Here is a 24,190-nt window from a genome sequence, read left to right on the forward strand (position 1 = left end):
CCTGGGTACTGGCGCGCTCCTGAACCTTCATCCCACCTCCACACGCGGAGGCGTGCCTGGCTCGAAGGGGACTGCCGCCTGGGAGTTGGCACCCGGCTCCATCAACCACCGGTGAGGAGGACGAAACACCCCCTCCTCCTCGGTCGCCGACACCACCCGGAACGCACAGCGCCCGGACGACTCACCGTTCGAGGCCCGAGCCGACACCACCAGGGAGTAGTCGCCCCCCAGCGCCCCCAGGCGCTCGACCACGAAACGAAGCACGCCCTGGTCCGGCATCCGAGAGAGCACCACCGCCTCTCGGCGGGCGCTCGTCTCATACAGGGTACGTCCGTCCGCGGCCTGCAGTCGCACGTGGAAGTCCACGTCCTCGCACGGCCCTTCCACGGAGAAATCCGCACAAACCTCCAGGCCCTCCTCCGGAGACAGGACTTCCAGGGGCTCGCCCCGAGCATCCAGCAACCGCACCCGGTGGATGCGGACGGGCCCTTCGGCGGGCAGCGATGCGGAGGGGACTTGCGGCAGCGCACCGCCCCCTTCCGTGAGCGCTGGAGGCGTGAAGGCGGCGGACTGCGCCTCCGCCAGGGAAATGGCCTCACGGTACTCGGCGGTGACCTCCGCGGGCTTTCCCACGCGCCGGACGTAACCGCCATCAATCCACGCCGCGAGGTCGCACCAGCGCTCCACCGTGCTCAAGTCGTGCGTCACCAGGACGATGGTCTTCCCCTGCCGCTTGAAGTCCATCATCTTGGCGAGGCTCTTCTTGCTGAAGTGCTCGTCACCCACGGCGAGGATCTCGTCGATGATGAGGATGTCCGGGTCCACATGCGTGGCCACCGCGAACGCCAGGCGCATGTACATGCCGCTCGAGTAGGTACGCACCGGCTCGTCGATGAACTCGCCCAGCTCACTGAAGGCGATGATTTCATCCATCCGGGCCCGAACCTCGGCGCGCGTCATCCCGAGGATGATGCCATTGATGAGGATGTTCTCCCGTCCGGAGAAGTCCGGATGAAAACCGGCGCCCAGGTCCAGCAAGGCGGAGATGCGACCGTTGATTCGCAGGTCGCCGGAGGTCGGCGTGTAGATGCCGGTGATGAGCTTGAGCAGCGTGCTCTTCCCCGAGCCGTTCCGCCCGATGATGCCCACCGTCTTCCCCATGGGGATGGTGAGGTTGATGCCGCGCAGCGCGGTGATGAGGCTGGCATCGCGCGACTGGCGCTTGCCCCGAAGCCAGCGGAGCAGCTCGGACTTGAATGTCGTGTACTCGCCCCGGATGGTCCGCTTCCGGAAGCTCTTCACGACGTCCTTCAGGATGATGGCGTCCATGGATTCAGGCATGCCGACGCTCAGATGGACTCCGCGAACTCTTCGCGGCGGGATTCAAAGATGGACGAGGCGCCCCACAGCAGCACCACGGAGACAGCCGCCAGCGTCATCAAGGGCGCTGCGTCCGGCAGCCGGTGCTCGTAGAAGATGGCCTGGTACGACGTCATCAGGCTGACCATGGGATTGAGCGCCAGCATCAACGAGCGGGCGCTCTCATCCTGGATGGTGGAGAGCGGATACAGCACCGGCGTGGCGAAGAACCACAGCGTCAGCAGGTTGCTGACGATGTGCTGCAGGTCCCGGAACGTCACGTTGATGGCCGCCAGGATGTAGGTCAGGGCCAGCGTGAAGGTGAGCTGGATGAGCACCACCACCGGGAACAACACCACGTGCCAGGTCGGCCACTGTCCATAGGCCATGCCCAGCACCAGCATCAGCGGAAGCGACAAGACGAAGTTGCAGAGGTTCGTCACCACCACCGACGTGGGCAGCACCTGGGCCGGGAAGCGGACCTTGGTCAGCAAGTCCCGTCGGTCGCTGATCGCGCTGGCCCCGCCGCCCACCGACGTGGAGAACCAGATCCACGGCAGCAGGCCCACGAACATGAAGAACGGGAAGTTGGGGATGTTCTGCCGCATCACCACGGTGAACAGCAGCACGTACACCAGCATGTGGAGCGTCGGATTCAGGAACGTCCACAGGAAGCCGAGGAACGAGCCGCGATAACGCGCCTTCAGTTCCCGCTGGACGAGGCTGATGAGCAAGCCCCGGTACTGATACAGTTCACGGACGAGCCGAATCATGAGGGGGCCTTCTATAGCAGGGCCTCTTGCTGTTGCGAGGACGCCCGGCGCCCCCAGCCCCACTCTGCTGACGCCCTCGGACGGCCGCTCACATGAAGAGCAAGCCATCCACCGAGCGATTGTCCGGCCCTGGCTCCAGCACCTGAGCCACCAGGACACCGGAAAAACGAAAGGCCCCCTGGTTTCCCAGAGGGCCTCAATTTGGAGCGGGAAAAGGGATTTGAACCCTCGACCCTCGCCTTGGCAAGGCGATGCTCTACCGCTGAGCTATTCCCGCGTCAGACCCTGCAAACTAAAAGGCCCTCTGGCTTCCCAGAGGGCCCGATTTTGGAGCGGGAAAAGGGATTTGAACCCTCGACCCTCGCCTTGGCAAGGCGATGCTCTACCGCTGAGCTATTCCCGCATCAGGTGCCGCGCTTTCGTCACCGCCGTGTGACCGCCGGGCCGAAAGTGAGGTGGGGTATACAGAGCCCTTCCGGACCCGTCAAACACTTTTCGCGGGGTCGGGCTCCCCCCCACGCTTCGCCAACATGGCCAGGAATGCCCGGAAGTAGACCACCGCGCTCCACACCGAGAAGGCACCGGACAGGTAGACGAGCACCTGGCCCACGAGGTTGTAGTCCACCGGCACGGAGAAGGTGCGGAACTCCAGTGGATGCACGTAGTGGACGCAGAGCGAGATGATGCCCACCAGTTGGAGGGACGTCTTCCACTTCCCCTCCTGGCCCGCGGCAATCACCATGCCCTCGCTGGCGGCGATGGTGCGCAGTCCGCTGACAATGAGCTCCCGCGCCAGCAGGACGATGACGACCCACGCGGCGATGCGCCCCAGCCGCACCATCATCACCAGGGCCGCCATGGCGATGAGCTTGTCGGCCAGCGGGTCCATGAACTTGCCGACCACGGTGATGAGGTTCCACTTCCGCGCGAGGTAGCCGTCAACCACGTCGGTGATGGCGGCCACCGCGAAGACGAGCCCCGCCAGCAGCGAGTTGAGGGGGTCCGCGTCGTAGGTCAGCCATACGAAGAGCGGAATGATGAGGATGCGCCCCAACGTGAGCATGTTGGGCAGGTTCCAGAACTCCTGCACCAACACGCTGGGCTTGCGCGCCGCGCGCTTCCGGGCGCGCTCCTCTCGCTTCCGCTGTTTCCGCGCCGCTCGGTCCGTGGCCATGGCAGGGGCCCTTCTAGCGGACACCGAGGGTGATGAGGGCAAAACCTTCACCACCCAGCTCCACCGCCGCCCGAAGCGGCTCCCCAGAGGGGGACTTGAGCACGGGCACCATGCGCGGCGTGAGGTTCCCCTGCCAGCCCACCAGGTGCGTCAGCGGCACCGTCACCGGCTGCTCCTGGCGCACCGCCACCGCACGCAGCGGCCCCGGGAGACTCAAGAGCACCTGGCCCTGCCCGCGCAGGTGCACCAGGTCCAGGTCCGGCGCGATGTCCGACGGAACCCGTCCGTTCTCGAACATGACCGGCTCCTCGAAGGCGAACACGCACTCGTCGCGGAAGTACGCGGAGTCCTCGCCCAGGTCCACCGCCAGGAAAGTACGGGTCGCGGCCGGCTCCAGGTAGAGCACGCCCTGGCCCCGGGCACGCACCATCCGCGCCGCCCCTTCCCCGAATGACTTGTCCGTGGCCCGGCCCCGGAAGCGCTTCATCTCAGGCTGGAAGGAGAGCTGCCCCGCCAGCGCCACCAGGCCATCCAGGCGCGTCAGAAGCTCCCCCTCCACCGCCACGGTGTAGCAACCCGGCCCCGCGCCGAAGGGCCGCGACGCCTCCGCGCCGGGAAGGACGACCGAGCCGGCGAGCTCGGCCAGCGACGACTGCGCGCCGTCCCGAACGGGCGAGGACTCCGGCGCCGGAGACGTGGGCGCCAGCGACGTCGCGGGCACCTTGCGCAGCTGCAACCGCGTCAGGGGCACGGGCGCGGCCACCGCCTCGGAGGTCTCATCAAAGGCCGATTCGGGAGGCGGCTCCCGCGCCACGCCACTGTCAGCCGCTGCTTCCGTCGCCTCGGACGCCGAGGCGGCGGACAGGGCGCTGGGGCCCTCGTCCTCGGCGAAGCGAATCTCCTCGTCTTCCTCCGGTTCGGCGGCGGGCGGCGGCGGTGCGGGCGGCGCCGGCTCGGCGACACGGGGCTCCACCGGCGCGCTTCGGGGCGGCGGCGTGGCGGCGGCGGCCGGCTTCGCGTAACTCTCCCCCGCGATGGCGCGAGACATCTTCTCCGCCATGACGTCACTGCCGGCGAGCAGGAAGTGCTCGCGGGCGCGGCCGTACTCGCCCATCTGCGCCAGGGTGAGGCCCAGGTAGTTCTGGGCCTTCTGGTGCTCGGGGGCCAGGTCGGTGGCCGTCTCGAACTCGCGCGCCGCGCGCTGGAGCGCGGACGTCTTCAGGTACACCAAGCCCAGGTTGACCCGCAGTGTCGGGTCCACCGGGTTGTCGCGCACCAGCATCTCGTACAGCTCGGCTGCCCTGTCGTACTGGCCGAGCTTGAAGTAGCAGAGGCCCAGCAGGTTCTGCGCCTTCTCCATGCGGGGCTGGAGCTGGTGGGCACGCTCCAGGAACGGCTGAGCCTCGTGGACCCTGCCTGCGGCCAACAGCTCGCCACCGCGGGAGAGCTGCTGGAGGAACTCATCATCAGCGGGGCTCGTCTCCCCCCGCCCCTTCGCGCGCGTCGTCATTCTGGGATGTGGGCTCGCTGGGGCCGCTCGAGACGGCCGCCTCGCGCTCCTTGTAGTGGTAGTAGAGCTTGAGCACCTTGCGCACGTACCCCTGCGTCTCTTCGTAGGGGGGCACCTTGCCACCATAGCGCTTCACCGCTTCGGGGCCGGCGTTGTACGCCGCAACCATCTTCACCATGTCGCCGTCGAACATGTTGGCGAGCACGCGCAGGTAGCGCACGCCGCCCTCGATGTTGTCGCGCTCGTTGAAGATGTCCTTCACGTACATGTCCGTCGCCGTGGCCGGCATGAGCTGCATCAGCCCGCTGGCGCCCTTGTGGCTGAGCGCGTTGGGGTTGAAGTTGCTCTCGGTGTGCATGATGGCGCGCACGAGCGCCGGCGGGATGCGGTAGCGCAGCGCCGCGGCAGTGATGTGCGGATCCAACTCCGGCGGGGTCCGCTTGCGGCCCACCACCGGCGTGTTCTTCGCGGGGGCCTTGGTGAACGTGCCCTTCAGCGTCTTGGCCCGCTTGCTGCCCGTGGGCTGCACGTTCGTATAGATGATGGTGCCGTCCTTCTCGACGTACCGGTAGATGGCATCCGCCCCCGCCGACAAGGGCAGGGCCAGCACGGCGACGGAGAGGAACGCGGAATAGGCACGCATATCGGCCCACGAACCTTAGACATCCGCGGGAAACTCCTCAAGAAAACGCCTTGTTTCCAGCACTTACAGTCGTTAAGGCTGCTCACCATGCCCCATCGGTTCGATTTCCTCGTCCTGGGAGGCGGCGTGGCGGGCCTCTCGTTCGCCCTCCAGGCGGCCCGCCATGGCACGGTGGCCATCCTCACGAAGCGCGACCGTTTCGAAAGCAGCACGGCCTATGCCCAGGGCGGCATCGCCAGTGTGCTCGCGCCCTCTGACACCTTCGAGGCCCACATCGAGGACACGCTGGTGGCAGGTGCGGGGCTGTGCCACCACGACGCGGTGGAAGTCACGGTGAAGGAAGGCCCCAGCCGGGTGCAGGAGCTGGCGGACCTGGGCGCGGAGTTCAACCGCCGCATCACCGGCGAGTTCGACCTCACCCGAGAGGGTGGCCACTCCGCGCGCCGCATCATCCATTCGGGCGACATCACCGGCCGCGAGGTGCAGCGCGCGCTGCTCGCCGCGTGTGACGAAATCCCCAACATCACCTTCTTCCCGCAGACGGCCGCCATCGACCTCATCCAGGACCGGCGCGTCCCCTCCCCTGGGGTCAGCCGGTGTCTGGGGGTCTACGCCCTGCTGGAAGACGGCGTCATCGAGCGCTTCCTGGCCAAGGTGACGGTGCTGGCCACCGGCGGCGCTGGCAAGGTGTACCTGTACACGTCCAACCCGGACGTGGCGACCGGTGACGGTGTGGCCATGGCGTACCGGGCGGGCGCGAGGGTGGCGAACATGGAGTTCTACCAGTTCCACCCCACCTGCCTCTACCACCCGGAGGCCAAGAGCTTCCTCATCAGCGAGGCGCTGCGCGGCGAGGGCGGCAAGCTGAAGCTCAAGAGCGGCGCGTCCTTCATGGAGCGCTACCACCCCATGGGCGCGCTCGCGCCGCGTGACGTGGTGGCGCGCGCCATCGACGCGGAGATGAAGCGCACGGGCGATGACTGCGTCTACCTGGACATGACGCACCTGGGGCGCGCCTTCCTCGCCGAGCGCTTCCCCAACATCTACGCCACCTGCAAGGCCTTCAACATCGACATGGCGGTGCAGCCCATCCCCGTCGTCCCGGCGGCCCACTATATGTGCGGCGGCGTGGTGACGGACCTGGAGGGACGCACCAACGTGCCCGGCCTGTACGCCATTGGTGAGGTCACCTGCACGGGCCTGCACGGCGCCAACCGGCTCGCGTCCAACTCGCTGCTGGAAGGGCTCGTCTTCGGCCACCGCGCCGTGCAGGTGGCCTCCGAAGAAGTGCGCGCCCAGGCCTCTCCCTCCGAGGACCCGCCGCCCTGGGATTCGGGCAGCGCGGTGGAGTCGGATGAGAGCGTCGTCGTCACCCACAACTGGGACGAGATTCGCCGGCTCATGTGGAACTACGTCGGCATTGTCCGCACGGACAAGCGGCTGATGCGCGCGCGGCGCCGGCTGGAGCTGCTGCGCGAGGAGATTCGCGACTACTACTGGCGCTTCAAGGTGACTCGCGACGTCATCGAGCTTCGGAACATCGCCGACGTCGCCTACCTCATCGTCGACTGCGCCAGCCGCCGCAAGGAGAGCCGAGGCCTCCACTACACGCTGGACTACCCGCACCCGGACGACCACCGCTGGCTGCGGGACACCGTCGTGTCCAGGGAGCCGTGAGCCCACATGTCCTCCCGTCCGCGACGCATTCTCGATGCACCCTCCTCCGCCTCGGGCGGTGAAGGCACCGGCGCGCAGCCCCCTGGCCCACCAGTGCCAGGCCCACCGCAGCCGCGGCCCTGGGTGTGCTACGCCCTCATCGCCTGCGCGGTGTCCCTCTTCGTGGCGGAACAGGTCCTGCCCATCTCCCAGGTGGTCCGGAGTGAGCACGGGCGGATGCAGATTCCGCCCCTGGGCCTGTACGGCCCCTTCGTGCAGGCGGGCCAGTACTGGCGGCTGCTGGGCGCGGTGCTGGAGCACGGCAGTCCCCTCCACCTCCTCTTCAACATGTCGGTGGTGGTGACGCTCGGCTTCACGCTGGAGCGAGGCATCGGCAGCCTGCGCTTCTTCGGCCTGTCGCTGGTGACGGCGCTGGGGGCGTCCACCTTCTCGCTCATCTTCGACTTCGACGTGCCCACGGTGGGCGCGTCCGGAATGATTCTCGGCTGGGCGGGGGCCATGCTGCCCGTCGCCACACGCGAGGGCCGCCGGGACTTGTTCATCTGGCTGGCGCAGGTGGCTGTCCTCAGCCTGCTCCCCTTCGTGAGCTGGGCGGGGCATCTGGGCGGCTTCCTCTTCGGCCTGCCTTGCGGATTGGCCCTGCGCATGGGGCGGCAGGTCTATGCGCGCGCCCTACCCATCCTTCTTTTTCTCTCGGTGGTGGTAGCGCTCTACGCAGCCCACCCCGAGCGGCGTGGAGGCTTTTGACATGGAAGTGCGAAGTGTCTGTGTGTTCTGCGGCTCCCGGCCCGGCGCGCGTCCGGAGTACATGGATGCCGCCACACGCATGGGCGCCGAACTGGCGCGGCGAGGACTGACGCTCGTCTACGGCGGCGCCAGCGTGGGGCTCATGGGCGCGGTGGCGGACGGCGCGCTGGCAGCTGGTGGCAACGTCGTAGGCGTGCTGCCTGGCTTCCTCGGCGCCAAGGAACTGGCCCACCGGGGCCTCACGGAGCTGCACTCCGTCGGCTCCATGCACGAGCGCAAGGCGCTGATGGCGGAGCGCTCAGATGCCTTCATCGCCCTGCCCGGAGGTTTTGGAACGCTCGATGAACTCTTCGAAATCGTGACCTGGGCCCAGCTCGGCCTGCACCGCAAGCCCATGGGACTGCTGGACACGCGCGGCTTCTTCCAGCCATTGCTGGCCATCGCGCGGCACCACGCGGAGGAAGGCTTCGTCCCCGTGGAGCAGGCCGTGCCCTTCGCCGTGAGCGCGTCGCCCACGGCCCTGGTGGACCGGCTGCTGGCGGGCCCGACGATGCCGCCCGCCGAGAAGTGGCTGAAGCGCTCCAGCCAGACGTGAGCCGCGCTACTGCGCGCTCACCTGCATGTCCGCCTTGCCCAACGACGAGGCCATGCGGAACGTCACCGCCTCCGTGCCGGGCGGAATGACGGGGCTCCCGTCGGACATCTGCGTGGGGAACTGAATCTCCCACCCCACCCAGAATATCGACGTGTACGGGTAGTACGCCCGCGTCTGCATGTTCACCCGGCCCAGCCGGCGGATGCGCGAGGGCGTCACCTCGCCAGCGGGCGTCACCAGCGCCAGGCGCCAGATGGAGTGCTTGGAGTCGAAGTCGGCGTACACGAAGTCGTTGAAGTGCACGCCCAGGAAGAACTCGTGGGCCTGCGAGGCCTTCACCTGCTCCTCGGCGAGCATCTGCTCCACCTTCACCGTGGGCAGCTGCTGGAAGGCGGCCTGGCGATGCACGCGCGCTTCGCGGAAGGACAGCGTCTGCAGCGTCACGCCCGCGAACACGCGCGTGTCGAAGCCGTCGTAGATTTCCTTCTGCCCCGTGTAGCGCGCGAGAATCTTCCGGTAGGAATGCTCCGCGTGCTCGTCCGGCAGCGACGGCGGCGGATCACTGATGGCGGTGGGCGGCGTGGTGACACAGCCCGCGAGCAGTCCCAGCAGCGCCGCGGTGAGGAACGGACGCCTCACGGAATGAAGTCCTTGCGGGTGAAGAGCGTGTGGAGCCGGTGACCCGAGGCCTCCACGGCTTCACGTCCACCCTCCAACCGGTCCACCAGCGCGAAGGCGCCCAGCACCTTCAGGCCCTCCTGTTGGGCCCGCTCGATGGCCTTCAGCGTGGAGGCGCCCGTCGTGACGACGTCCTCCACGATGGCCACCGCCGCGCCCTGCCCCAGCCCGCTCAGGCCTTCAATCCACTGGCCCGTGCCGTGCCCCTTGGGCTCCTTGCGCACGATGAAGGCCGCCAGCGGCGTGCCGGACAGGTAGCCGGTGAGGCTCACCGCGGACGCCAGCGGGTCGGCACCCAGCGTCAGCCCGCCCACGCCGATGGCTTCCGGGGCCTCGCGCAGGATGGCCTCCAGGAACAGCCGGCCAATGAGAAAGTGGCCCTCGGCCAGCAGCGCCGTGCGCTTGCAGTCGATGTAGAAGTCCGACTCCTTGCCGGACGAGAGCACCACGCGGCGCTGTTCGAAGGAGCGCTCGGTGAGCAGCTCCAACAGCCGGGCACGGTCGCGCACGAGTGGTTCCGCCATGGCTTACAGCCCCTCCAGATAGGTGACCAGCTCGGACGAGTAGCGGAGCTGCATCAGGAGCTCCGCCTTGCGCGACTCATCCAGCGCGGCGAACACGTCCGCCAACAGCGAGAGGTCCTGATTGATGGCCCCGAGCCGCTGCGCCACTTCCTGCGCCAGCTCGTCGGCGTCAATCTCCTCTTCGACGCCCTCCGGCGCCAGCGTGTCCTCGGTGGCGAGCGCCTTCTCCAGCATGTCGCGAACGGCCGCGCTCAAGCGCCCCTGCGACTCGAGCTCGTCGCGCTTCGCCTCCAGGACTTCCGGGCCCACCGGCGTGGCGTGAATCGCCTCCGCCAGCGACATCACCAGCGCGTCCTCGTCCGAGAGCCGCAGGTGGACCCGCGCCTGCACCGCGTCCCGCTTGAGGAAGCGCAGCGCCGCGACCCGCCGGAAGCCGCAGACGAGCTGGTAGCGGTCTTCTCCCGCCGGGCGGACATCCACCGGGAACAGCTGCCCCAGCCGCGCGATGTCCGTGGCCAGCCCCGACACGTCGCCTTCCGGGCGGAGCTTGAACGCGCTTTCGTCCTGCAGCTTCTCCAGCGGCAGGAGCACCGTCGTCACCCGGCCCGAAAGCCGCTGCTCGGGTTCGGGGAGGACGTCCTCCTGCGACTCGTCGTCAGAGTCGCTGGCTTTGTCCCCGTCGGCCTCACCCGTCCAGAACGCGCCTTGGGGGCGCTCGTCCAGCCCGGGCGTGGCACGGGCCTCGCCGTCGGAGGGGGCCTGCTCGGCGCGCGCCTCCGCGTTGGCGACGGACCCGCCTCCTGATTCGCTTCCGTCCTGCCCGTGGGACTCACTCACGGCCTGGTGCTCGCCCTGCGCATGAGACGCATCCTTGGCATGTGGCTCCGCCTGACCGTGGGACGTGGTGCCCTCGGCCTGAAGTCCACCTTCCTGCGAACCTGACTGGTCCTTCGAACCTTCGCTCCCGGAGGCGTCCGCGGAGCCCGGCGCGTCCCCGCCCGCGTCGTGCGGCCGTGCGCCCTCGCCCTGTGTGTCGCCACTGGCCTGGGACGCTTCCTGAGAAGAAGGCGTTCCATCAACGGGAGGCTCACCGCCCTGCCCCTGCGCGGAGCCGGCGTTCTGGGGCTCGCCGTGTTCAGAAGGCGTGCCCTCGGCTCGCGGCTCCGAACCTTCGGCGGGCGACGTGCCCTCGGCACGGTGCTCACCGGACTCCGGTGACGCATCCTCGCGCTTGTGCTCGCCCTGCTGCTCCGAGGAGGCCCCCGAAGCGTGCGGCTCGGTGCTCACGGCACCGCCCTGGGCGCCGTCCTGCCCGGACGACGCTTGCGAGCCACCTTCGGGCCCAGCACCCGCCGTCCCATCCTGTCCATCAACCCTGTGCTCGGCGTCCATGGTGGCACCCCTGATAAGCCCACGCGCCCGCACCGCCAACGACTGACGGCGCGGGCGGTGCGCGCTAGCGGGTCTTCTTCTTCACCACGACCTTCTTCTTCGCGCCAGCACCCACCAGGACTGGCGTTGGCGGCTCGGCAGAGCCCGCCTGCTCAGCCTGCGGCTCCGCCCGCTCCACGCGGGTCGGCGGAGGCGGCGGCAGTGGCTTGCTTCCCAGGCCACCCAACCCCGGACGGGTGATGGGCGCCGAGGGGCGCGTCACCGCGGGAGGCGCCGAGGGGCGCGCGGGCGGCGGAGGAGGAGTGGGCCGCGACGGCGGCGGAGGCGTGGGCCGCGCGGCAGGAATCGTCGGACGCGCGGGCGTCACCGAGGGGCGGCTCACCGCCGTGGGGCGGACCACCGCGGGGCGCTCGGCTGGCAGACGTCCCGGCTCCACATCACCCATGTCCACGCGGCCGCGGAAGCTGGCCCCGTCGACGATGATGACGCGTGGGGCGCGGATGTCGCCCACCATGCGGCCTTCGCGGGTGAGCTCCACGCTCTCGGTGGCGTTGATGTTGCCCACCACCACGCCACTGACGATGGCGTTCCTCACCGCCACGTTGGCCTTCACCACACCCGAGGGCTCCACGATGAGGGTGCGGCTGAGCGTCAGCTCACCCTCGACGCGCCCTCGGACCGTGAGGTCCTCGTCGCCCGTCAACCGGCCGCTGATGAGGATGGAAGGCCCCACCACGGTGTTGTCGACGTTGTTGCTCGCTGAGAGCTCCTTCGCGGTGGCCACGAATCAGCGCTCCTTCATGTCCATGTCGACGTTGCCCTTGAAGGAGGCACCGTCGGCGATGAGGATTCGGGGCGCCTTGATGTCGCCCACCACGCGGCAGTCCGTCTTCAGCTCCACCTTGTCGCTGGCGACGATGTTGCCCGTGACGCGGCCGGCGATCTCCACGTTCTGCGTCTCGATGTCCGCCTCGACGACGCCGCTGCCCTCCACGTAGAGGCTTTCCTTGAGGGAGATCTTCCCCTTCACGGTGCCCTGGATGACCAGGTCCTCGTCGCCGGAGATTTCCCCGTCGATGACGATGCTCGAGCCAATGACCGTATTCGCCATGAGTGTTGTCCGCCTCTCGAAAGGTGTGTGCCGTGCCGTGCGCGGCGTGAAGCTCAAATATCGTCAGGAAGCCGTACGTCCATCTCGATGGAGCCGTTGAACACGGCCCCGTCCTCGATGACGACGCGAGGTGCCTTGATGTCGCCGGCCACCTTGGCCGAGGCGTTGATGGCCACGCGCGACGAGGCGTCGATGTTGCCGCTGGCCTCGCCGTTGATGGTCAACTCCTCGGCGCGGATGTCCGCCTGCACCTTGCCGGTGCTCTCGATGGTGAGGTGGTTCTTCAGGGCAATCTGCCCCTCCACGCGTCCCTCGATCACCAGGTCCCCACCTCCCGTGAGGTTGCCCTTGATGACGATGCCCTTGCCGATGATGCCCGTTTCACCCGTTGCCATGCGGTGACCTCACCCAGCGCCAGCTCCTCCCTAGGAGCCGGGCGACCTGATTATGTCAGAGATGCGCGGAGATCCAGCCGGAGATATCCCGGAACACCTCCGCACGGCCCACCTCGTTGAGCGGCTCATGCCGCATTCCGGGGTACTCCTTGAACTTCTTGTCCGGAGACCCGGCCCGCTCGAAGTACTCCCGCGCCGCCGCCGGAGCGGCCACCCCATCCTCCGCGCCACACAGGACGAACAGCGGCACTTGAATCTTCGGCGCCAGCAGTACGGCCTCGGCCTGCGCCCGGGTGGATTCGACGAACCACCGCGGCGTGGCGATGGCCTGGTGGAGCGGGTCCTCCCGGGTGGCCCGCTGCACGTCGGTGTCACAGGTGAGGTCCTCCACCTTCAGCCCGGAGGAGATGCTCAGCCATGGCACCAGCTTGCCCACCGCGCGCGCGGCCATCAGCTTCGAGGCCGGAGGGGTGATGGCCAGCTTGAGGTACGGCGCCGACAGCACCAGCCCCGTCAACCCCTCCACCTGCCGGCTGGATGCCCACGTCGCCGACATCAGGCCGCCGTGGCTGTGCGCCAGTACGAAGGCCTTCTTGCCCTCCGACACCGCGCGCACCCGCTCCCAGAAGACCTCCAGGTCCTCCAGGTAGTCCGGCCACTTCTCGCAGTAGGCCCGGCGCCCGTCGGCCTTGCCATGGCCCCGGTAGTCGAAGCCGTGGACCGCGAAGCCGTCCGCCAGCAGTGCGTCCGTCACGAAGGCATAGCGCCCGAAGTGGTCACCATACCCGTGCACCACCGCGACATGCGCGCGGGGCTCGGCGTCTGGAAGGATGGACTTCCAGTACAGCCGTGTCCCGTCCCTGCCGGGAAAAAAACCCTCGTCGCTACGCGCCATAGGCGCACCAACTTAGCGGTCTGGCGCACGCGTGGGTAGCGCATTGAGCTTGCGCTCCAACGCGGCGCGCTGACCGGGGGGCTCGGCGGACTCGGGGTCCAGCGTCAGCACTTCCAGGGCGCGCCGCCAGGCCGCCGCGGCATCGTCCGTCCTCGCCACCCGCTGGTAGGCGTCTCCCAGGTGTTCGAGGATGACGGGCTCGTCCGGAGCCAGCGTGGAGGCCCGCTCCAGCGCGTCCACGGCCCGGGCGTAGTCCCCTCGCCGGAAGTACACCCAACCCAGTGAATCCAGGTAGGCCCCGGTGTCCGGCCGCAGCTCCAGGGCCCGCCGCACGCGCCGCTCGGCCTCGTCCAGGTTCTGCCCCGCCTGCGCCAGCAGGTAGCCCAGGAAGTTCAGCGCGGCGGCGTGGTCCGGCGACACGGCCAGCACCGCCCGCATGCGGGCCAGTGCGCCCGTCACGTCGCCCTGCCGCTCATGGGCCGCGCCCAGCACGTACAGCAGGTCTTCGTCCCGGGGAAAGCGGGCCACCGCCTCGCGCAGCAGTGTCAGTGCTTCGCGCCCTCGGCCCTGCCGGTGGAGTGTGGCGGCCAGGGCGTCATACAGCGCCGCGGAGGGACCGGCGGCCAGGCCCTCGCGAAGGAGCAGTTCCGCGCGGTTCGGCGTGCCGCCGCGCTCCAGGGCCCGGGCGAACTGCATCCGGACGTCCACGGCCTCTGGCGCCGCCTGCATCGCGGCCCGGTAGAGCGTGAGGGCCCGGGAGTGCTCGCCCAGGAGCGACAGGCTGCGGGCCCGGCGCAGGCGCGCGTCGGCGTAGACATCCGACTCCGCGGGCACACCGGCGAAGGCCCCCGCCGCGTCGGCGAAGCGGCGCATCCGCTCATGGACGAGCCCCGCGTAGTAGGCCAATCGAGGGTCCGCATGGTCCCCTCGGCGCGCCGCCTCCAGCACCTCCGCGGCCGCCCCGGGCTCGCGCGCGGCGAGGTAGCTGAAGGCCACCCGCACCGGCATCTCCGGCTCGGAGGAGAGGGACAACAGCCGGTCGAAGTACGCCCGCGCCCGGACGGAGGAGCCCGCCTTCAGCGCCGCGCGTCCGGCGCCCAGCAGCACCTCGCGGCTGTCCGGGTCCCGCTCCAGCGCCCGAGCCAGGGACTCCTCCGCCTGCACGGGCCGTCCGGTGTCCTCATACAGCCGCGCCAGCGCCGTCAGCACCTCCACGTCCCCCGGGGCCCGGGTGGCGGCCTCCACCAACAGGCGCTCGGCGCGCGCCGTGTCGCCTCGCTCCGCCAGCGCCAACCCCAGGCGCTGGTACCCAATGGCCTCCCCCGGCAGCGCCAGCGCCAGGGCGTCCACCACCTTCACCGCCTCGTCCGGGGCCCCTATCTCCAGGTGGAGTTGGGCCAGGACGAGGTAGGCCTCCGGCTCGCGCGGCTTGAGGGACACCGCGCGCCGCAGGTGCAAACGGGCCCGGGCGAACCGCTTCGACTCCGTGAGGACGCGGCCCAGCAGCACGTGCGCGGGGTAGTAGGCGGGGGCGCGCAGCACGGCCCGGCGCAGTTCGCGCTCCGCGCGCGTCAAATCGCCCACGCGGGCGTACTCCTCGCCCAGCCGGGTGAGCAGCAGCGGGTTTCCGTCATCCGTGGCCAGGGCCAGCCGCAGCGCGTCCACCGCGCCCCGGTGGTCTCCGGCATGGTGCTTCAGCCGGGACTGGAGGTAGTTGGTGTAGCTGGCGGAGGAGGCATAGCGGCCTTCGTCCGTGGCGCCCGCGTCGATGGCCTCCCGCATGGCCTCCGGGTCCACGCGCGGCCGCCGTGACGGGGCAGCCGCGGACACACCCGGCGCCACGAGGACGGCCAGCAGGGCGGATACGAGGAGGCGAGAGGGGCGCACGCGAGCATGAGTCTAGCGTGAGCCCGTCCCGCGCGCAGTCGCCTCAGGTCTCTTCGGGGGCCGGCGCGCCCAGTTTCTCCAGCAGCTTCTCGACCGAGTCGCTGTCCTGGCTCACATCCGCCACCGCCGACCGGTACTCCGTGTCCGTCGCCTTCTCCACATCCGGCAACATGCGGCTGATGACGGCGCGCGCCGCCTCCGCCTGGCACTCCGGCAGGACGACGGCGAACACACCTCCGCCCAGGTGGGAGATGGCATCCGGGTGGCGCACCCGCTTGCGCATGACATCGGCGATGTTGGACGGCACCGGCTCCACCGGCCGGTCGGGCCGGAGCACGGCGAGGCTGAGCGCGCGGTGGTAACGCCGGCTGCGCGCCACCTCCTGCTCCAGCCGCAGCAGCAGCCCGCGCCGGTCGTGCAGGCCCGTGGCGGGGTCGCTGCCGGTGCGCCGCTGCAGGGCGCTGGCCTTCTCCTTCTCCTGCTGCTCGCGCTCGCCCTGGCGCAGCTTGAGGGCGCGCTCGGTGCGGTTGAGGAGCTCCACCGCGTTGAACGGCTTGCTCATGTAGTCCACCGCGCCCAGGTTCAGCGAGCGGACCTTCTCCGCCACGCCCTGGTGGGCGGACAGCAGGATGACGGGGATGCGCGCGGTGTCCGTCGAGGACTTGAGCGCCATGGCCGCGTCCAGGCCGTCCAGCTTGGGCAGGAAGACGTCCATGACCACCAGGTCCGGCCGCTGGGCCTTCGCCCGGGCCAGGCCCTCCGCGCCGTCGCGCGCAACCTCCACGCGGTACTTGGAGCGCAGCACCTCCGACAGCACCGCGGCGATCTCCGGCTCGTCCTCCACCACCAGCACGCGCGGCTGCTCCTGCGGCGTGGGCGCGGCGGCGGGCGGCGGACGCGGGTTGCGCGGCGCTTCCTGCGCCAGCGGCAGCGTGAAGACGAAGATGCAGCCGGTGTCCGGCGGGCTCTCCGCCCAGATTTCACCGCCGTGCAGCTCCACGAACTCCTTGCAGATGGCCAGCCCCAGCCCGGTGCCCTTGCCGCCGTGGCGGTAACGGTCGAAGACGAGGTGCAGTTCGTCCGGCGGAATGCCCACGCCGTCGTCCTGCACGCACACCTTGGCCGCGTCTCCGTCCGGGCGCCCCAGCCGCTGGGTGCTCACCACCACCTCGCCGTCCTGGCGCGCGTGGTGGATGGCGTTGGTGATGAGGTTCTGCAGCACCTCGTGCAGCTTCACCTCGTCGCCGATGAGCATCAGGCTGTCCGGACAATCGGCGCGCAGCGACACGCCCCGGTCCGCGGCCAGAATCTCCAGTTCATTGACGGCGTCGCGGCACAGCTGCGCCACGTCCAGGACGCGGGGCTCGATGGACAGCCGCGCCGCCTCGCCCTTGCCCTTCTCCAGCAGCGACTCCACCAGGCCGAGGATCTTCTTGCCCTGGCGGATCATCGCCTCGGAAGACTGGCGCTGCTGCGGCTCCAGCGGCCCTTCCTGCAACAGCCGCCCGTGCCCCAGGAGCACCTGGAGCGGCGCGCGCAGGTCGTGGCTGCACACCGCGATGATTTCGTCCTTCAGCCGGTTGAGTTCCTTCAGCCGGCGGTTGGCCTCGTTCAGCTCCTGGTAGCGCTGGACATAGGCCTCCTCCAGGTCCTCGCGCTTCTTCTTCACCGCCGTGTGAAGGCGCGCGTTGCGGATGGAGTTGGCCAGCACGCCAGCCACCGCCTGGGCGAACTCCTGCTCGTCCCGGCCGAACGACGCGTCACCGCGCGATACCCGTAGGAACAGCGCCCCCAGCAGGTCGCCCTGACAGATGAGGGGCTGCACCAGGATGGACTTCACGCCCAGCGGCAGGATGTTGGTGCGGACCTCCGCCATCAGCGGGTCGCGCTGCGCCTCCTCGATGACCACCGCTTCCCGCGTCTCCAGCGCGCGGCGCAGCTCCGGGTAGCGCATCACCTCGATGTCCAACTGGACGAGGCTCGGGTCCTCCTGCGTGGCCACCACCTTCGCGGTGCGGGCATGGCTGCCCTCCACCAGCACCACGGAGCAACGGTCCGTCCCGGTGACGCGGCCGACCTTGTCCACGGCGATGCGGAGAATCTCCTCCAGTTCGAGCGAACTGGTGGCCGCCTGGGTGATTTCCAGCAGCATCCCCATGCGCAGGCGGATCCGCTCTTCCCGGTCACGCAGCCGGCCCGCGCGCAGCGCGGCCTCCAGACGGGGCACCACCTCATCGGCGCTGCGGATCCAATCGTCCACGGCCAACCGCTTGAAAGCTTCCGCCGAGCGCGCGCGGCCCAGGTCCACCAGCACCGGCAGGCGCTGGAGCCGGTCCACCTTGCGCAGCGACTCCAGCATCTCCGCGGCCCGCTTCGCCGTCACCGCCAGCAGGACGACCTCTGGCTGCAACGAGTCCGCGACCTGGGCCAGACCGCTCTCCTTCTCCGCCGACGCACACTGGTAGCCGCTCGACGTGAGCCGCTCCATGAGCGCATCGCCCGCCTCCTTGGCGGCCACCACCAGCACGCGCCCCCGCTGATCAGCCTGCATCTCGACTCTCACGGTGAACCCCAGCCCCGGCGACATGGCGCCGGGTAGAGAGGCTGCAAAAACCCGCTGCGTGCGAAAGAGTTCATGGTTCGGATCCCGATCATGCCGCTGAACACGCCCTGGGGCCAGAACGGCTGGCATGGGTGGGAGGATGTGGCCACGTCGGTCCCCGCCGCCCCCAAGCCCTCCGGGAGCCGAGCGTACACGATGGACGTCACTTCCCTATCGCCCGCGGACCGCGCACGGCCGCCCGCCCTGCCTACCGCCCATCAGGCGCCAGAGGGGCTGCAGATGCAACTTCCTGGCGCTCCCTGGCGCTGTGACGCCGCCCACCGTACCGGGTCCCGACGGCGCGGGCGGAACTACCACAGCCAGCGGACATTGGGGGACGTTCCGCACCCAGGGGGAGAGAGTCGGTTCGGGCCCGCCCGACATGAGAGGGCCGAGATGCCTGGGACGCCGCGTACCGGCTAGAGTCCGGCGCCATGGCCCACCCCTCCCTGACGCGGCGCGCGCGGCGCTCCGCCCTCATCGCCGCTGGCAGCCTAGCCGCCGCCTGTGGCGGCAGCGAACCGCCCCCTCCCACGCCGGATCCCCCCCAGGTCGCCCTCACGGTGCCCGCGGGCATCATCTCCGACGACAAGCTCCAGGTCATCGTCACGGTGTCCGGCTGCGAGGGTGGCTCGACGCTCAACGTCAACGATCGGGAGACCCTGCTCCGGACCTTCCCGCACAGCGGCGGCACCATGACGCTGACGCTGGAGCGCAACGACATTCCCTACGCCACGGCGGGCCTGGCCGCGAACCTGTCGTTGAACGCCGTGGCCACGTGCTCCGACGGGCGTACGAATCGCTCGCAGCCCGCCCCTGTCTCGTACTTCCCGGTGCAGCGCCGCATCGTGGAGCCGCAGAACGCCGGACAGGTCGTCACCGACCACTTCGTCATCGACGGCACCAGCGCCAACCCGACCTTCGTGGGCTGCGGCGTCCCGCCGACGGAGATTTCCACGCTGTACCGCGTGAACCTCAGCGGCAACGTGACGGGCACTGTCGGGATGCCCATCGCCTGCACCCCCGAGACGGTCATCACCGAGCGAAACCCCATCAGCGGCAAGCGCTGGGTGTGGACCCCGAACGTGGGCGCCTTCGCCGTGGACGCCGACCTGCGCATCACCGCGCGCACGACGACGGACATCGGTCCCACGCAGCTCACCGTGCTGCCGGGCGGTGACGCCATCATCGTCAACCGCATCGACGAGGTGCGCCGCCTGTCCCACAACCCCAACGGCACGTCGGAGAGCGTGGCCGAGGTCAAGTGGCTCTACGCGCCCACGACGCTGGAGAGCGTCATCGCCCCGCCCCTGGTTCGCGCGGACGGGATGATTCTCATCGCGTCCCTGGGCACGGGCCCGGATGCGTCGCGCACGGACGTCACCGTCACCGAGCTGTACGCGGGCGAGACGGGTGAGCAGGGCGCGGGCGGCACGCCCCGGGCCACGTACAAGCTGCGGACCTTCGCGCGCAACGAGCGCCTCCCCCTGGGCGCCTTCAACGACACCGGCAACACGCTCTTCCTGGGCCTCCAGCTCGGCTCGGAGCAGTCGCAGGTCATCGCGTGCGCCGCGAACCAGGACGAGTGCGAGGGCGCGCGGCTCCAGTGGACCAGCCCCGCGCTCCCGGTGCCGCTGGCGCACATCCTCTACCACCCGGGCGCCTCGCGCCTTGTCGCGGTGGGCCAGCAGCGCGTGTGGTTCCTCGACGCGTCGGGGCAGATTCGCAACCGGGACAACCGCTCCATCGACGCGAATGGCGCGCTGAACGTGCTCCAGGTGCTGCGCCGGCCGGGGTCGCCGGAGCTCTTCCTGCTCAACGCGCCGGCTCGCGGACTGGATGGCGCGCCGACGCTCCCCAACGAAATCGTCGCCGTGGACCAGACGTCCGGCGGTGAGGCCCGCGAGCTGTTCCGCCATCAGGTGGTCGGCAGCCTGGGCGGTGCGATCGACCCGGAAGGCCGGCTGTGGATCCGCACCGGCTTCGACGTGGTGCAGACGCTGCCCCTGTCCGACTACCGCCGCTACCGGCCGTAGCGCGAGGACTCAGGGCCTGCTGGCGACGAGGAGTGCCTCCACGTTGCCAGCGGGCCCGGGCACCGTGGAGTCCATCAACCCGAGTACCTCCAGGCCCTGCTCGCGGACGAACGCCGTCACCGTGTCGATGGCGTCCTGCCTGGCAGCGACATCCCGCACCACGCCGCCCTTCCCTACCCGGTCCGGCCCCACCTCGAACTGGGGCTTCACCAGCGCAACCAACAGCCCGCCCGGCTCCAGGTATGTCAGCACCGACGGCAGCACCTGCGTGAGGGAGATGAAGCTCACGTCGATGACGACCACGCCGACCTTCTCCGGAAGGTCCTCTTCCGTGAGGTAGCGCGCGTTGACGCGCTCGCGCGAGCGCACCCGCGGGTCCGTGCGCAGCTTCTCGTGGAGCTGCCCGTAGCCCACGTCAATCGCGTGGACGCGCGTGGCGCCGTGCTGGAGCAGGCAATCCGTGAAGCCGCCGGTGCTGGCACCGATGTCCGCGGCCACCTTGCCTCGAACGTCGAGCCCGAAGCGGTCGATGGCGCCCTTCAGCTTCAGGCCGCCGCGCGACACATAGGGAAGCACCTCGCCCTTGAGGCGCAGCTCCGCCTCCTGCGGAATCAGCGTGCCGGGCTTGTCCACGCGCTGGTCGCCCACCACCACTTGGCCGGCCAGGATGAGCGCCTGGGCCTTGGTGCGCGACTCGGCCAGCCCGCGCTCCACCACCAGCACGTCCAGCCGCTCCTTGCGAGGCTTCACCGTCCGCCCCCTGCCAGCAGCGCCAGGCCCGCGCGCCGCAGGCCCGCCGCGTCCAGCCCCTGCTCCGCGCGCTGAACCCGCGCGTCCCCATGGGGAACGAACGCATCGGGCATGCCCATCAACCGGACGCGGGCCATCAGCCCGTGCGCCGCGAAGAGCTCGAGCACCGCGCTGCCCAGACCGCCGCGCGTGGTGCCCTCCTCGGCCACCACGACATGACCGGACCGGCCGGCCTCCAGCAAGGCGGCCTCATCCAGAGGCGAAGCGCAGCGCGCATCCAGCACGCTCCAGCCGGGCTCGCCCCGCGCGGCCTCCAGCGCGGCGATGCCCAGAGGTCCCAACGTCACCAGCGTCAGCCGGGGCTGCTCCGCGCGAAGCAGCCAGCGAGCCCCCCGAAGCGGCACCTCGCCCGCGCCCAGTCCTTCGGGCAGGGGCGGCAGCGTGCCGCGTGGGAAGCGGATGACGGAGGCGTGGGGCGCTGCCAGGGCGGTGTCCAGCATGGGCGCCAGGTCCTCCCCCACCATGGGCGACCACAGGTGCAGGTCCGGCAGCGGGCGCAGGAACGCCACGTCGTAGGTGCCCTGGTGCGTCGCCCCATCCGCGCCCACCAGCCCCGCGCGGTCCACGGCGAAGACGACGGGCAAGCCCGGCAGGCACACGTCGTGGATGATCTGGTCGTACGCGCGCTGGAGGAAGGTCGAATAGATGCAGCACACCGGCCGCGCGCCGGCCAAGGCCAGCCCCGCGCTGAAGGTGACGGCGTGCTGCTCCGCGATGCCCACGTCGTGCACCCGGTCCGGGAAGCGCGCCTTGAGCGCGTTGAGCGCCGAGCCCTCCAACATCGCGGGAGTCACCGCAACCACCCGTGGGTCCCGGGCCATGGCGTCCTCCAGCACCGCCGCGAAGGCCTCGCTGAAGGTCCGCTGGCCACCGCGTGAGCGCACCAGCTTGCCGTCCCGCCACTCATACGGGCCCATGGCGTGTCCACGCGTCTGCGCGTCGGCCTCCGCTGGCGGAAAGCCCTTCCCCTTCAGCGTCAGCGCGTGCACCACCACCGGCCGCGACGAGGCACGGGCCTCGCGCAGCGCGCGAATCAGCGCAGGCAGGTCGTGCCCATCCACCGGGCCCAGGTAGGTGAAGCCCAGGCCTTCGAAGAAGTCGCGCGCCTCGCGGGTGCGCAGCAGCGCGGGGATGGCCCCCACGTTGGCGCTGATGGACATCTGGTTGTCGTTGAGGACGACGACCAACGGCAGGGGGCTCCCCCCCGCGTTGTTGAGCCCTTCAAATGTAAGGCCCCCCGTGAGGCCGCCGTCGCCCAACACCGCCACCACGTGGCCCCGGTGCCCCTGCTGCCGCCGGCCCTCCAGCACGCCCAGCGCCGCGGACACCGCCGTGCATGAATGCCCCGCAAGCAGGGCGTCGTGAGGGCTCTCCCGCGGGTCCAGGAACGGCGCGATGCCGTCCGCGTGCCGCAGCGTGTGCATGCGGTCACGCCGCCCCGTGAGGAGCTTGTGCGCGTACGTCTGGTGCCCCACGTCGAACAGCAGCGCGTCTTGGGGCGAATGGAACACGCGGTGCAGCGCGACGATGAGCTCCACCGCGCCCAGGGAGGCCCCCAGGTGGCCCCCCACGCGGCCGCAGATGGAGATGATGTCCTCGCGCAGTTCCTGGCACAGGCGCGGCAGTGCCTCCTCGGGAAGTGCGCGGACGTCCGAGGGCGAGCCGATGCGTGACAGCAACTCCGACATCAGGACTTCCGCTCCACCGTGTAGCGCGCCAATGCCGCCAGCGGCCCGTCCTCGCCCTCCAGGGGGCGTACGGCCGCGATGGCTTCGGCCACCTTCTGGTCCGCCAGCTTCCGCGACGCCTCCAGGCCCACCACCGCCGGGAAGGTGAAGCGCCCGGCCGCGGCGTCCGCGCCCGCGGGCTTGCCCAGCTCCGCCGCCGTGGCCGTCACGTCCAGCACGTCATCGGCAATCTGGAAGGCCAGCCCCACCGCGTCGCCGTAGGTGTCCGCGCGCGCCAATGCGTCTGCGTCTCCACCGCTGGCCAGCACGCCCATGCGGCACGCGGCCCGGATGAGGGCGCCCGTCTTCATGCGGTGCAGCCGGATGAGGTAGTCCAGCGCGGACGGCCGGTCCTCGGCGGTGTCCAGCACCTGCCCGCCCACCATGCCCGCCGCGCCCGAGGCCACCGCCAGTTCCCGGCACAGCGCGGCGCGCATGCTCTCGGGTCCACTGGCCACCAGGGTGAAGGCCTCCGTCAACAGCGCGTCACCCGCGAGGATGGCCATGGACTCACCGTACACCTTGTGGTTGGTGAGCCGGCCCCGGCGGTAGTCGTCGTTGTCCATCGCCGGCAGGTCGTCATGCACCAGCGAATACGTGTGCACGTACTCCAGCGCGCACGCCGCGTCGCCCGCCACCGCCGACAAGGTGCTTCCGCGCGCCACGAGGTCCGCGAAGGCCAGGCAGAGCACCGGGCGCAGGCGCTTGCCGCCGGCCAGCAGGGAATAGCGGATGGCCTCCGCGAGCTTCGGCGGCGTCCCGGCGGGCCCGAGCCGATCCACACGCTCGCTCAGGAGGGACTCGACGCGCGCCTGCTGGGCGGCCAGGAAGGAGTTCAATTGAAACGTTGCCACGAGCGTCCGTGCTCCTCTTATGGAATCTGCGCGGGCACGAGCTCGCGAATACGGCTGACGAGCTTGTCCATGTCCAGCGGCTTGACGAAGTAGTCCGCGGCGCCCACCGCCATGCCGTGCCGCTTGTCCTCGGGCTCCCCGCGGCCACTGATGAAGATGACCGGGATGTCCCGGAACTGCTCGTTCTTCTTCACCGCCCGGCACAGCTCGAAGCCGTCAATCCAGGACATGTTCACGTCCAGGAGGATGGCGTGCGGCCGGTGCAGTTGGAGCGACGCGATGAGCCGCAGGCCGTTGGCCGCCATGGTGACGGCAAAGCCCTCGTCCTCCAGGGCCGCCGCCAGCAGCTCCCGCGTGTCGCGGTCATCATCGACAATGGTGATTTTCGGCTTCGACATGCCGGAGTGGACGCGCCCGAGTACCTAGAACGGGACGTCATCCTCCGGGGGCGGGCGGGGAGCGGGGGCCCGAGGGGCCGCCGGCGCCGCTGGACGCGCGGCGACCGACAGGGGCGCCACCACGTCGTTTCCGTCCTCGTCCAGCAGGAGCTGTTCGATGCGCTGCTCCGCCTCGGTGAGCAGCTTCTCACCCCTGCGCACCAGCCGGATGCCTTCCTCGAAGGCCTTGAGCGAGTCCTCCAGGGAGAGATTGCCGCTCTCCAGTCGTCCCACCGTCTCCTCGAGCCGGGAGACCACGTCCCCGTACTGCTCGGGGACCTCGGTCTCCGCCACCTTGTCCGCCTTGGGCGCCTTGTCCGACTTCGCCACTTCCATCCACCTCCCCGTATGGGGCGCGGGACTC

Annotated in this window: 23 protein-coding genes and 2 tRNA genes; 4 read left to right on the plus strand and 21 right to left on the minus strand. The window is 69.9% G+C overall.

Annotated elements, in window-relative coordinates; genetic code table 11:
• Window positions 1–27: 27 nt before the first annotated feature.
• From BHS09_RS23305 to BHS09_RS23335, 7 genes are all read right to left on the minus strand, one after another.
• Window positions 28–1,341, minus strand: a complete 1,314-nt coding sequence (locus BHS09_RS23305; protein WP_140799052.1) for an ABC transporter ATP-binding protein — start codon at window positions 1,339–1,341, stop codon at window positions 28–30.
• 8 nt (window positions 1,342–1,349) lie between these two features.
• On the minus strand, window positions 1,350–2,132 hold the full coding sequence (locus BHS09_RS23310) for an ABC transporter permease (protein WP_161605168.1): 783 nt from the start codon (window positions 2,130–2,132) through the stop codon (window positions 1,350–1,352).
• A gap of 202 nt (window positions 2,133–2,334) precedes the next feature.
• Window positions 2,335–2,409: transfer RNA gene (locus BHS09_RS23315), tRNA-Gly, on the minus strand.
• 51 nt (window positions 2,410–2,460) lie between these two features.
• Window positions 2,461–2,535, minus strand: a tRNA-Gly gene (locus BHS09_RS23320).
• Window positions 2,536–2,616: 81 nt separating this feature from the next.
• Window positions 2,617–3,306, minus strand: a complete 690-nt coding sequence (gene pgsA / locus BHS09_RS23325; RefSeq protein ID WP_140793362.1) for a CDP-diacylglycerol--glycerol-3-phosphate 3-phosphatidyltransferase — start codon at window positions 3,304–3,306, stop codon at window positions 2,617–2,619.
• Window positions 3,307–3,319: 13 nt separating this feature from the next.
• Entirely contained in the window at window positions 3,320–4,816 is a 1,497-nt protein-coding gene (locus BHS09_RS23330; RefSeq protein ID WP_140799054.1) for a tetratricopeptide repeat protein, read from the minus strand.
• Window positions 4,773–5,459, minus strand: coding sequence for a lytic transglycosylase domain-containing protein (locus BHS09_RS23335; protein ID WP_140793365.1), 687 nt, complete (start codon window positions 5,457–5,459; stop codon window positions 4,773–4,775). Before BHS09_RS23335 ends, BHS09_RS23330 begins: the two co-directional genes overlap by 44 nt.
• Window positions 5,460–5,546: 87 nt before the next feature.
• On the opposite strand from BHS09_RS23335, the gene nadB reads away from it, so the two are divergent.
• The 3 genes from nadB (at window position 5,547) to BHS09_RS23350 (ending at window position 8,478) form a co-directional block, all read left to right on the plus strand.
• Window positions 5,547–7,136 (plus strand): L-aspartate oxidase, encoded by a 1,590-nt coding sequence (gene nadB / locus BHS09_RS23340; protein ID WP_140799055.1) that lies wholly within the window; start codon window positions 5,547–5,549, stop codon window positions 7,134–7,136.
• A 93-nt stretch (window positions 7,137–7,229) separates the two neighbouring features.
• A complete protein-coding gene (locus tag BHS09_RS23345; protein WP_140796565.1) occupies window positions 7,230–7,883 on the plus strand; it encodes a rhomboid family intramembrane serine protease in 654 nt (217 codons plus the stop codon).
• A gap of 1 nt (window position 7,884) precedes the next feature.
• A complete protein-coding gene (locus BHS09_RS23350; RefSeq protein ID WP_140799057.1) occupies window positions 7,885–8,478 on the plus strand; it encodes an LOG family protein in 594 nt (197 codons plus the stop codon).
• 6 nt (window positions 8,479–8,484) lie between these two features.
• Here the strand turns inward: BHS09_RS23350 and BHS09_RS23355 are convergent, their stop codons facing one another.
• From BHS09_RS23355 to BHS09_RS23395, 9 genes are all read right to left on the minus strand, one after another.
• Window positions 8,485–9,117 carry a hypothetical protein gene (locus tag BHS09_RS23355; RefSeq protein ID WP_140793370.1) on the minus strand — a complete coding sequence of 211 codons (633 nt, stop codon included), beginning with the start codon at window positions 9,115–9,117 and terminating at the stop codon, window positions 8,485–8,487.
• Window positions 9,114–9,680, minus strand: a complete 567-nt coding sequence (gene pyrE, locus BHS09_RS23360; protein WP_140793372.1) for an orotate phosphoribosyltransferase — start codon at window positions 9,678–9,680, stop codon at window positions 9,114–9,116. Before pyrE ends, BHS09_RS23355 begins: the two co-directional genes overlap by 4 nt.
• Window positions 9,681–9,683: 3 nt before the next feature.
• Window positions 9,684–11,072 carry a ParB/RepB/Spo0J family partition protein gene (locus BHS09_RS23365; RefSeq protein WP_237079787.1) on the minus strand — a complete coding sequence of 463 codons (1,389 nt, stop codon included), beginning with the start codon at window positions 11,070–11,072 and terminating at the stop codon, window positions 9,684–9,686.
• A gap of 64 nt (window positions 11,073–11,136) precedes the next feature.
• A complete protein-coding gene (gene bacP / locus BHS09_RS23370; RefSeq protein ID WP_140799059.1) occupies window positions 11,137–11,856 on the minus strand; it encodes a bactofilin BacP in 720 nt (239 codons plus the stop codon).
• A 3-nt stretch (window positions 11,857–11,859) separates the two neighbouring features.
• Window positions 11,860–12,240: a bactofilin BacO gene (bacO, locus tag BHS09_RS23375; RefSeq protein ID WP_011554629.1), complete on the minus strand. Its 381-nt coding sequence runs from the start codon at window positions 12,238–12,240 to the stop codon at window positions 11,860–11,862.
• Window positions 12,237–12,578, minus strand: coding sequence for a bactofilin BacN (gene bacN / locus BHS09_RS23380; protein ID WP_002636699.1), 342 nt, complete (start codon window positions 12,576–12,578; stop codon window positions 12,237–12,239). The genes bacO and bacN overlap by 4 nt, the downstream gene beginning before the upstream one ends.
• Before the next feature lie 55 nt (window positions 12,579–12,633).
• Window positions 12,634–13,473 (minus strand): alpha/beta hydrolase, encoded by an 840-nt coding sequence (locus tag BHS09_RS23385; protein WP_140793378.1) that lies wholly within the window; start codon window positions 13,471–13,473, stop codon window positions 12,634–12,636.
• A 12-nt stretch (window positions 13,474–13,485) separates the two neighbouring features.
• A complete protein-coding gene (locus tag BHS09_RS23390) occupies window positions 13,486–15,360 on the minus strand; it encodes a tetratricopeptide repeat protein (RefSeq protein WP_140799060.1) in 1,875 nt (624 codons plus the stop codon).
• Window positions 15,361–15,403: 43 nt separating this feature from the next.
• Window positions 15,404–17,911 carry an ATP-binding protein gene (locus BHS09_RS23395; protein ID WP_140793381.1) on the minus strand — a complete coding sequence of 836 codons (2,508 nt, stop codon included), beginning with the start codon at window positions 17,909–17,911 and terminating at the stop codon, window positions 15,404–15,406.
• A gap of 485 nt (window positions 17,912–18,396) precedes the next feature.
• Between BHS09_RS23395 and BHS09_RS23400 the strand changes: the two genes are divergently transcribed.
• Window positions 18,397–19,998, plus strand: coding sequence for a hypothetical protein (locus tag BHS09_RS23400; RefSeq protein WP_140799061.1), 1,602 nt, complete (start codon window positions 18,397–18,399; stop codon window positions 19,996–19,998).
• A 9-nt stretch (window positions 19,999–20,007) separates the two neighbouring features.
• On the opposite strand, the gene BHS09_RS23405 is transcribed toward BHS09_RS23400, so the two are convergent.
• The 5 genes from BHS09_RS23405 to xseB are packed head-to-tail and all read right to left on the minus strand — an operon-like array spanning window position 20,008 to window position 24,162.
• On the minus strand, window positions 20,008–20,748 hold the full coding sequence (locus tag BHS09_RS23405; RefSeq protein WP_090494263.1) for a TlyA family RNA methyltransferase: 741 nt from the start codon (window positions 20,746–20,748) through the stop codon (window positions 20,008–20,010).
• Window positions 20,745–22,496, minus strand: coding sequence for a 1-deoxy-D-xylulose-5-phosphate synthase (locus BHS09_RS23410; RefSeq protein ID WP_140799063.1), 1,752 nt, complete (start codon window positions 22,494–22,496; stop codon window positions 20,745–20,747). Before BHS09_RS23410 ends, BHS09_RS23405 begins: the two co-directional genes overlap by 4 nt.
• Window positions 22,496–23,389 carry a polyprenyl synthetase family protein gene (locus BHS09_RS23415; protein WP_140793387.1) on the minus strand — a complete coding sequence of 298 codons (894 nt, stop codon included), beginning with the start codon at window positions 23,387–23,389 and terminating at the stop codon, window positions 22,496–22,498. Before BHS09_RS23415 ends, BHS09_RS23410 begins: the two co-directional genes overlap by 1 nt.
• Window positions 23,390–23,406: 17 nt before the next feature.
• Entirely contained in the window at window positions 23,407–23,787 is a 381-nt protein-coding gene (locus BHS09_RS23420; protein ID WP_140793389.1) for a response regulator, read from the minus strand.
• A gap of 24 nt (window positions 23,788–23,811) precedes the next feature.
• Complete coding sequence (xseB, locus tag BHS09_RS23425; RefSeq protein ID WP_140793391.1) at window positions 23,812–24,162, minus strand: exodeoxyribonuclease VII small subunit; 351 nt, start codon at window positions 24,160–24,162, stop codon at window positions 23,812–23,814.
• Window positions 24,163–24,190 lie beyond the last annotated feature (28 nt).

Origin of the sequence: Myxococcus xanthus, from assembly GCF_006402735.1 — a bacterium.
Classification (GTDB): Bacteria; Myxococcota; Myxococcia; order Myxococcales; family Myxococcaceae; genus Myxococcus; species Myxococcus xanthus_A.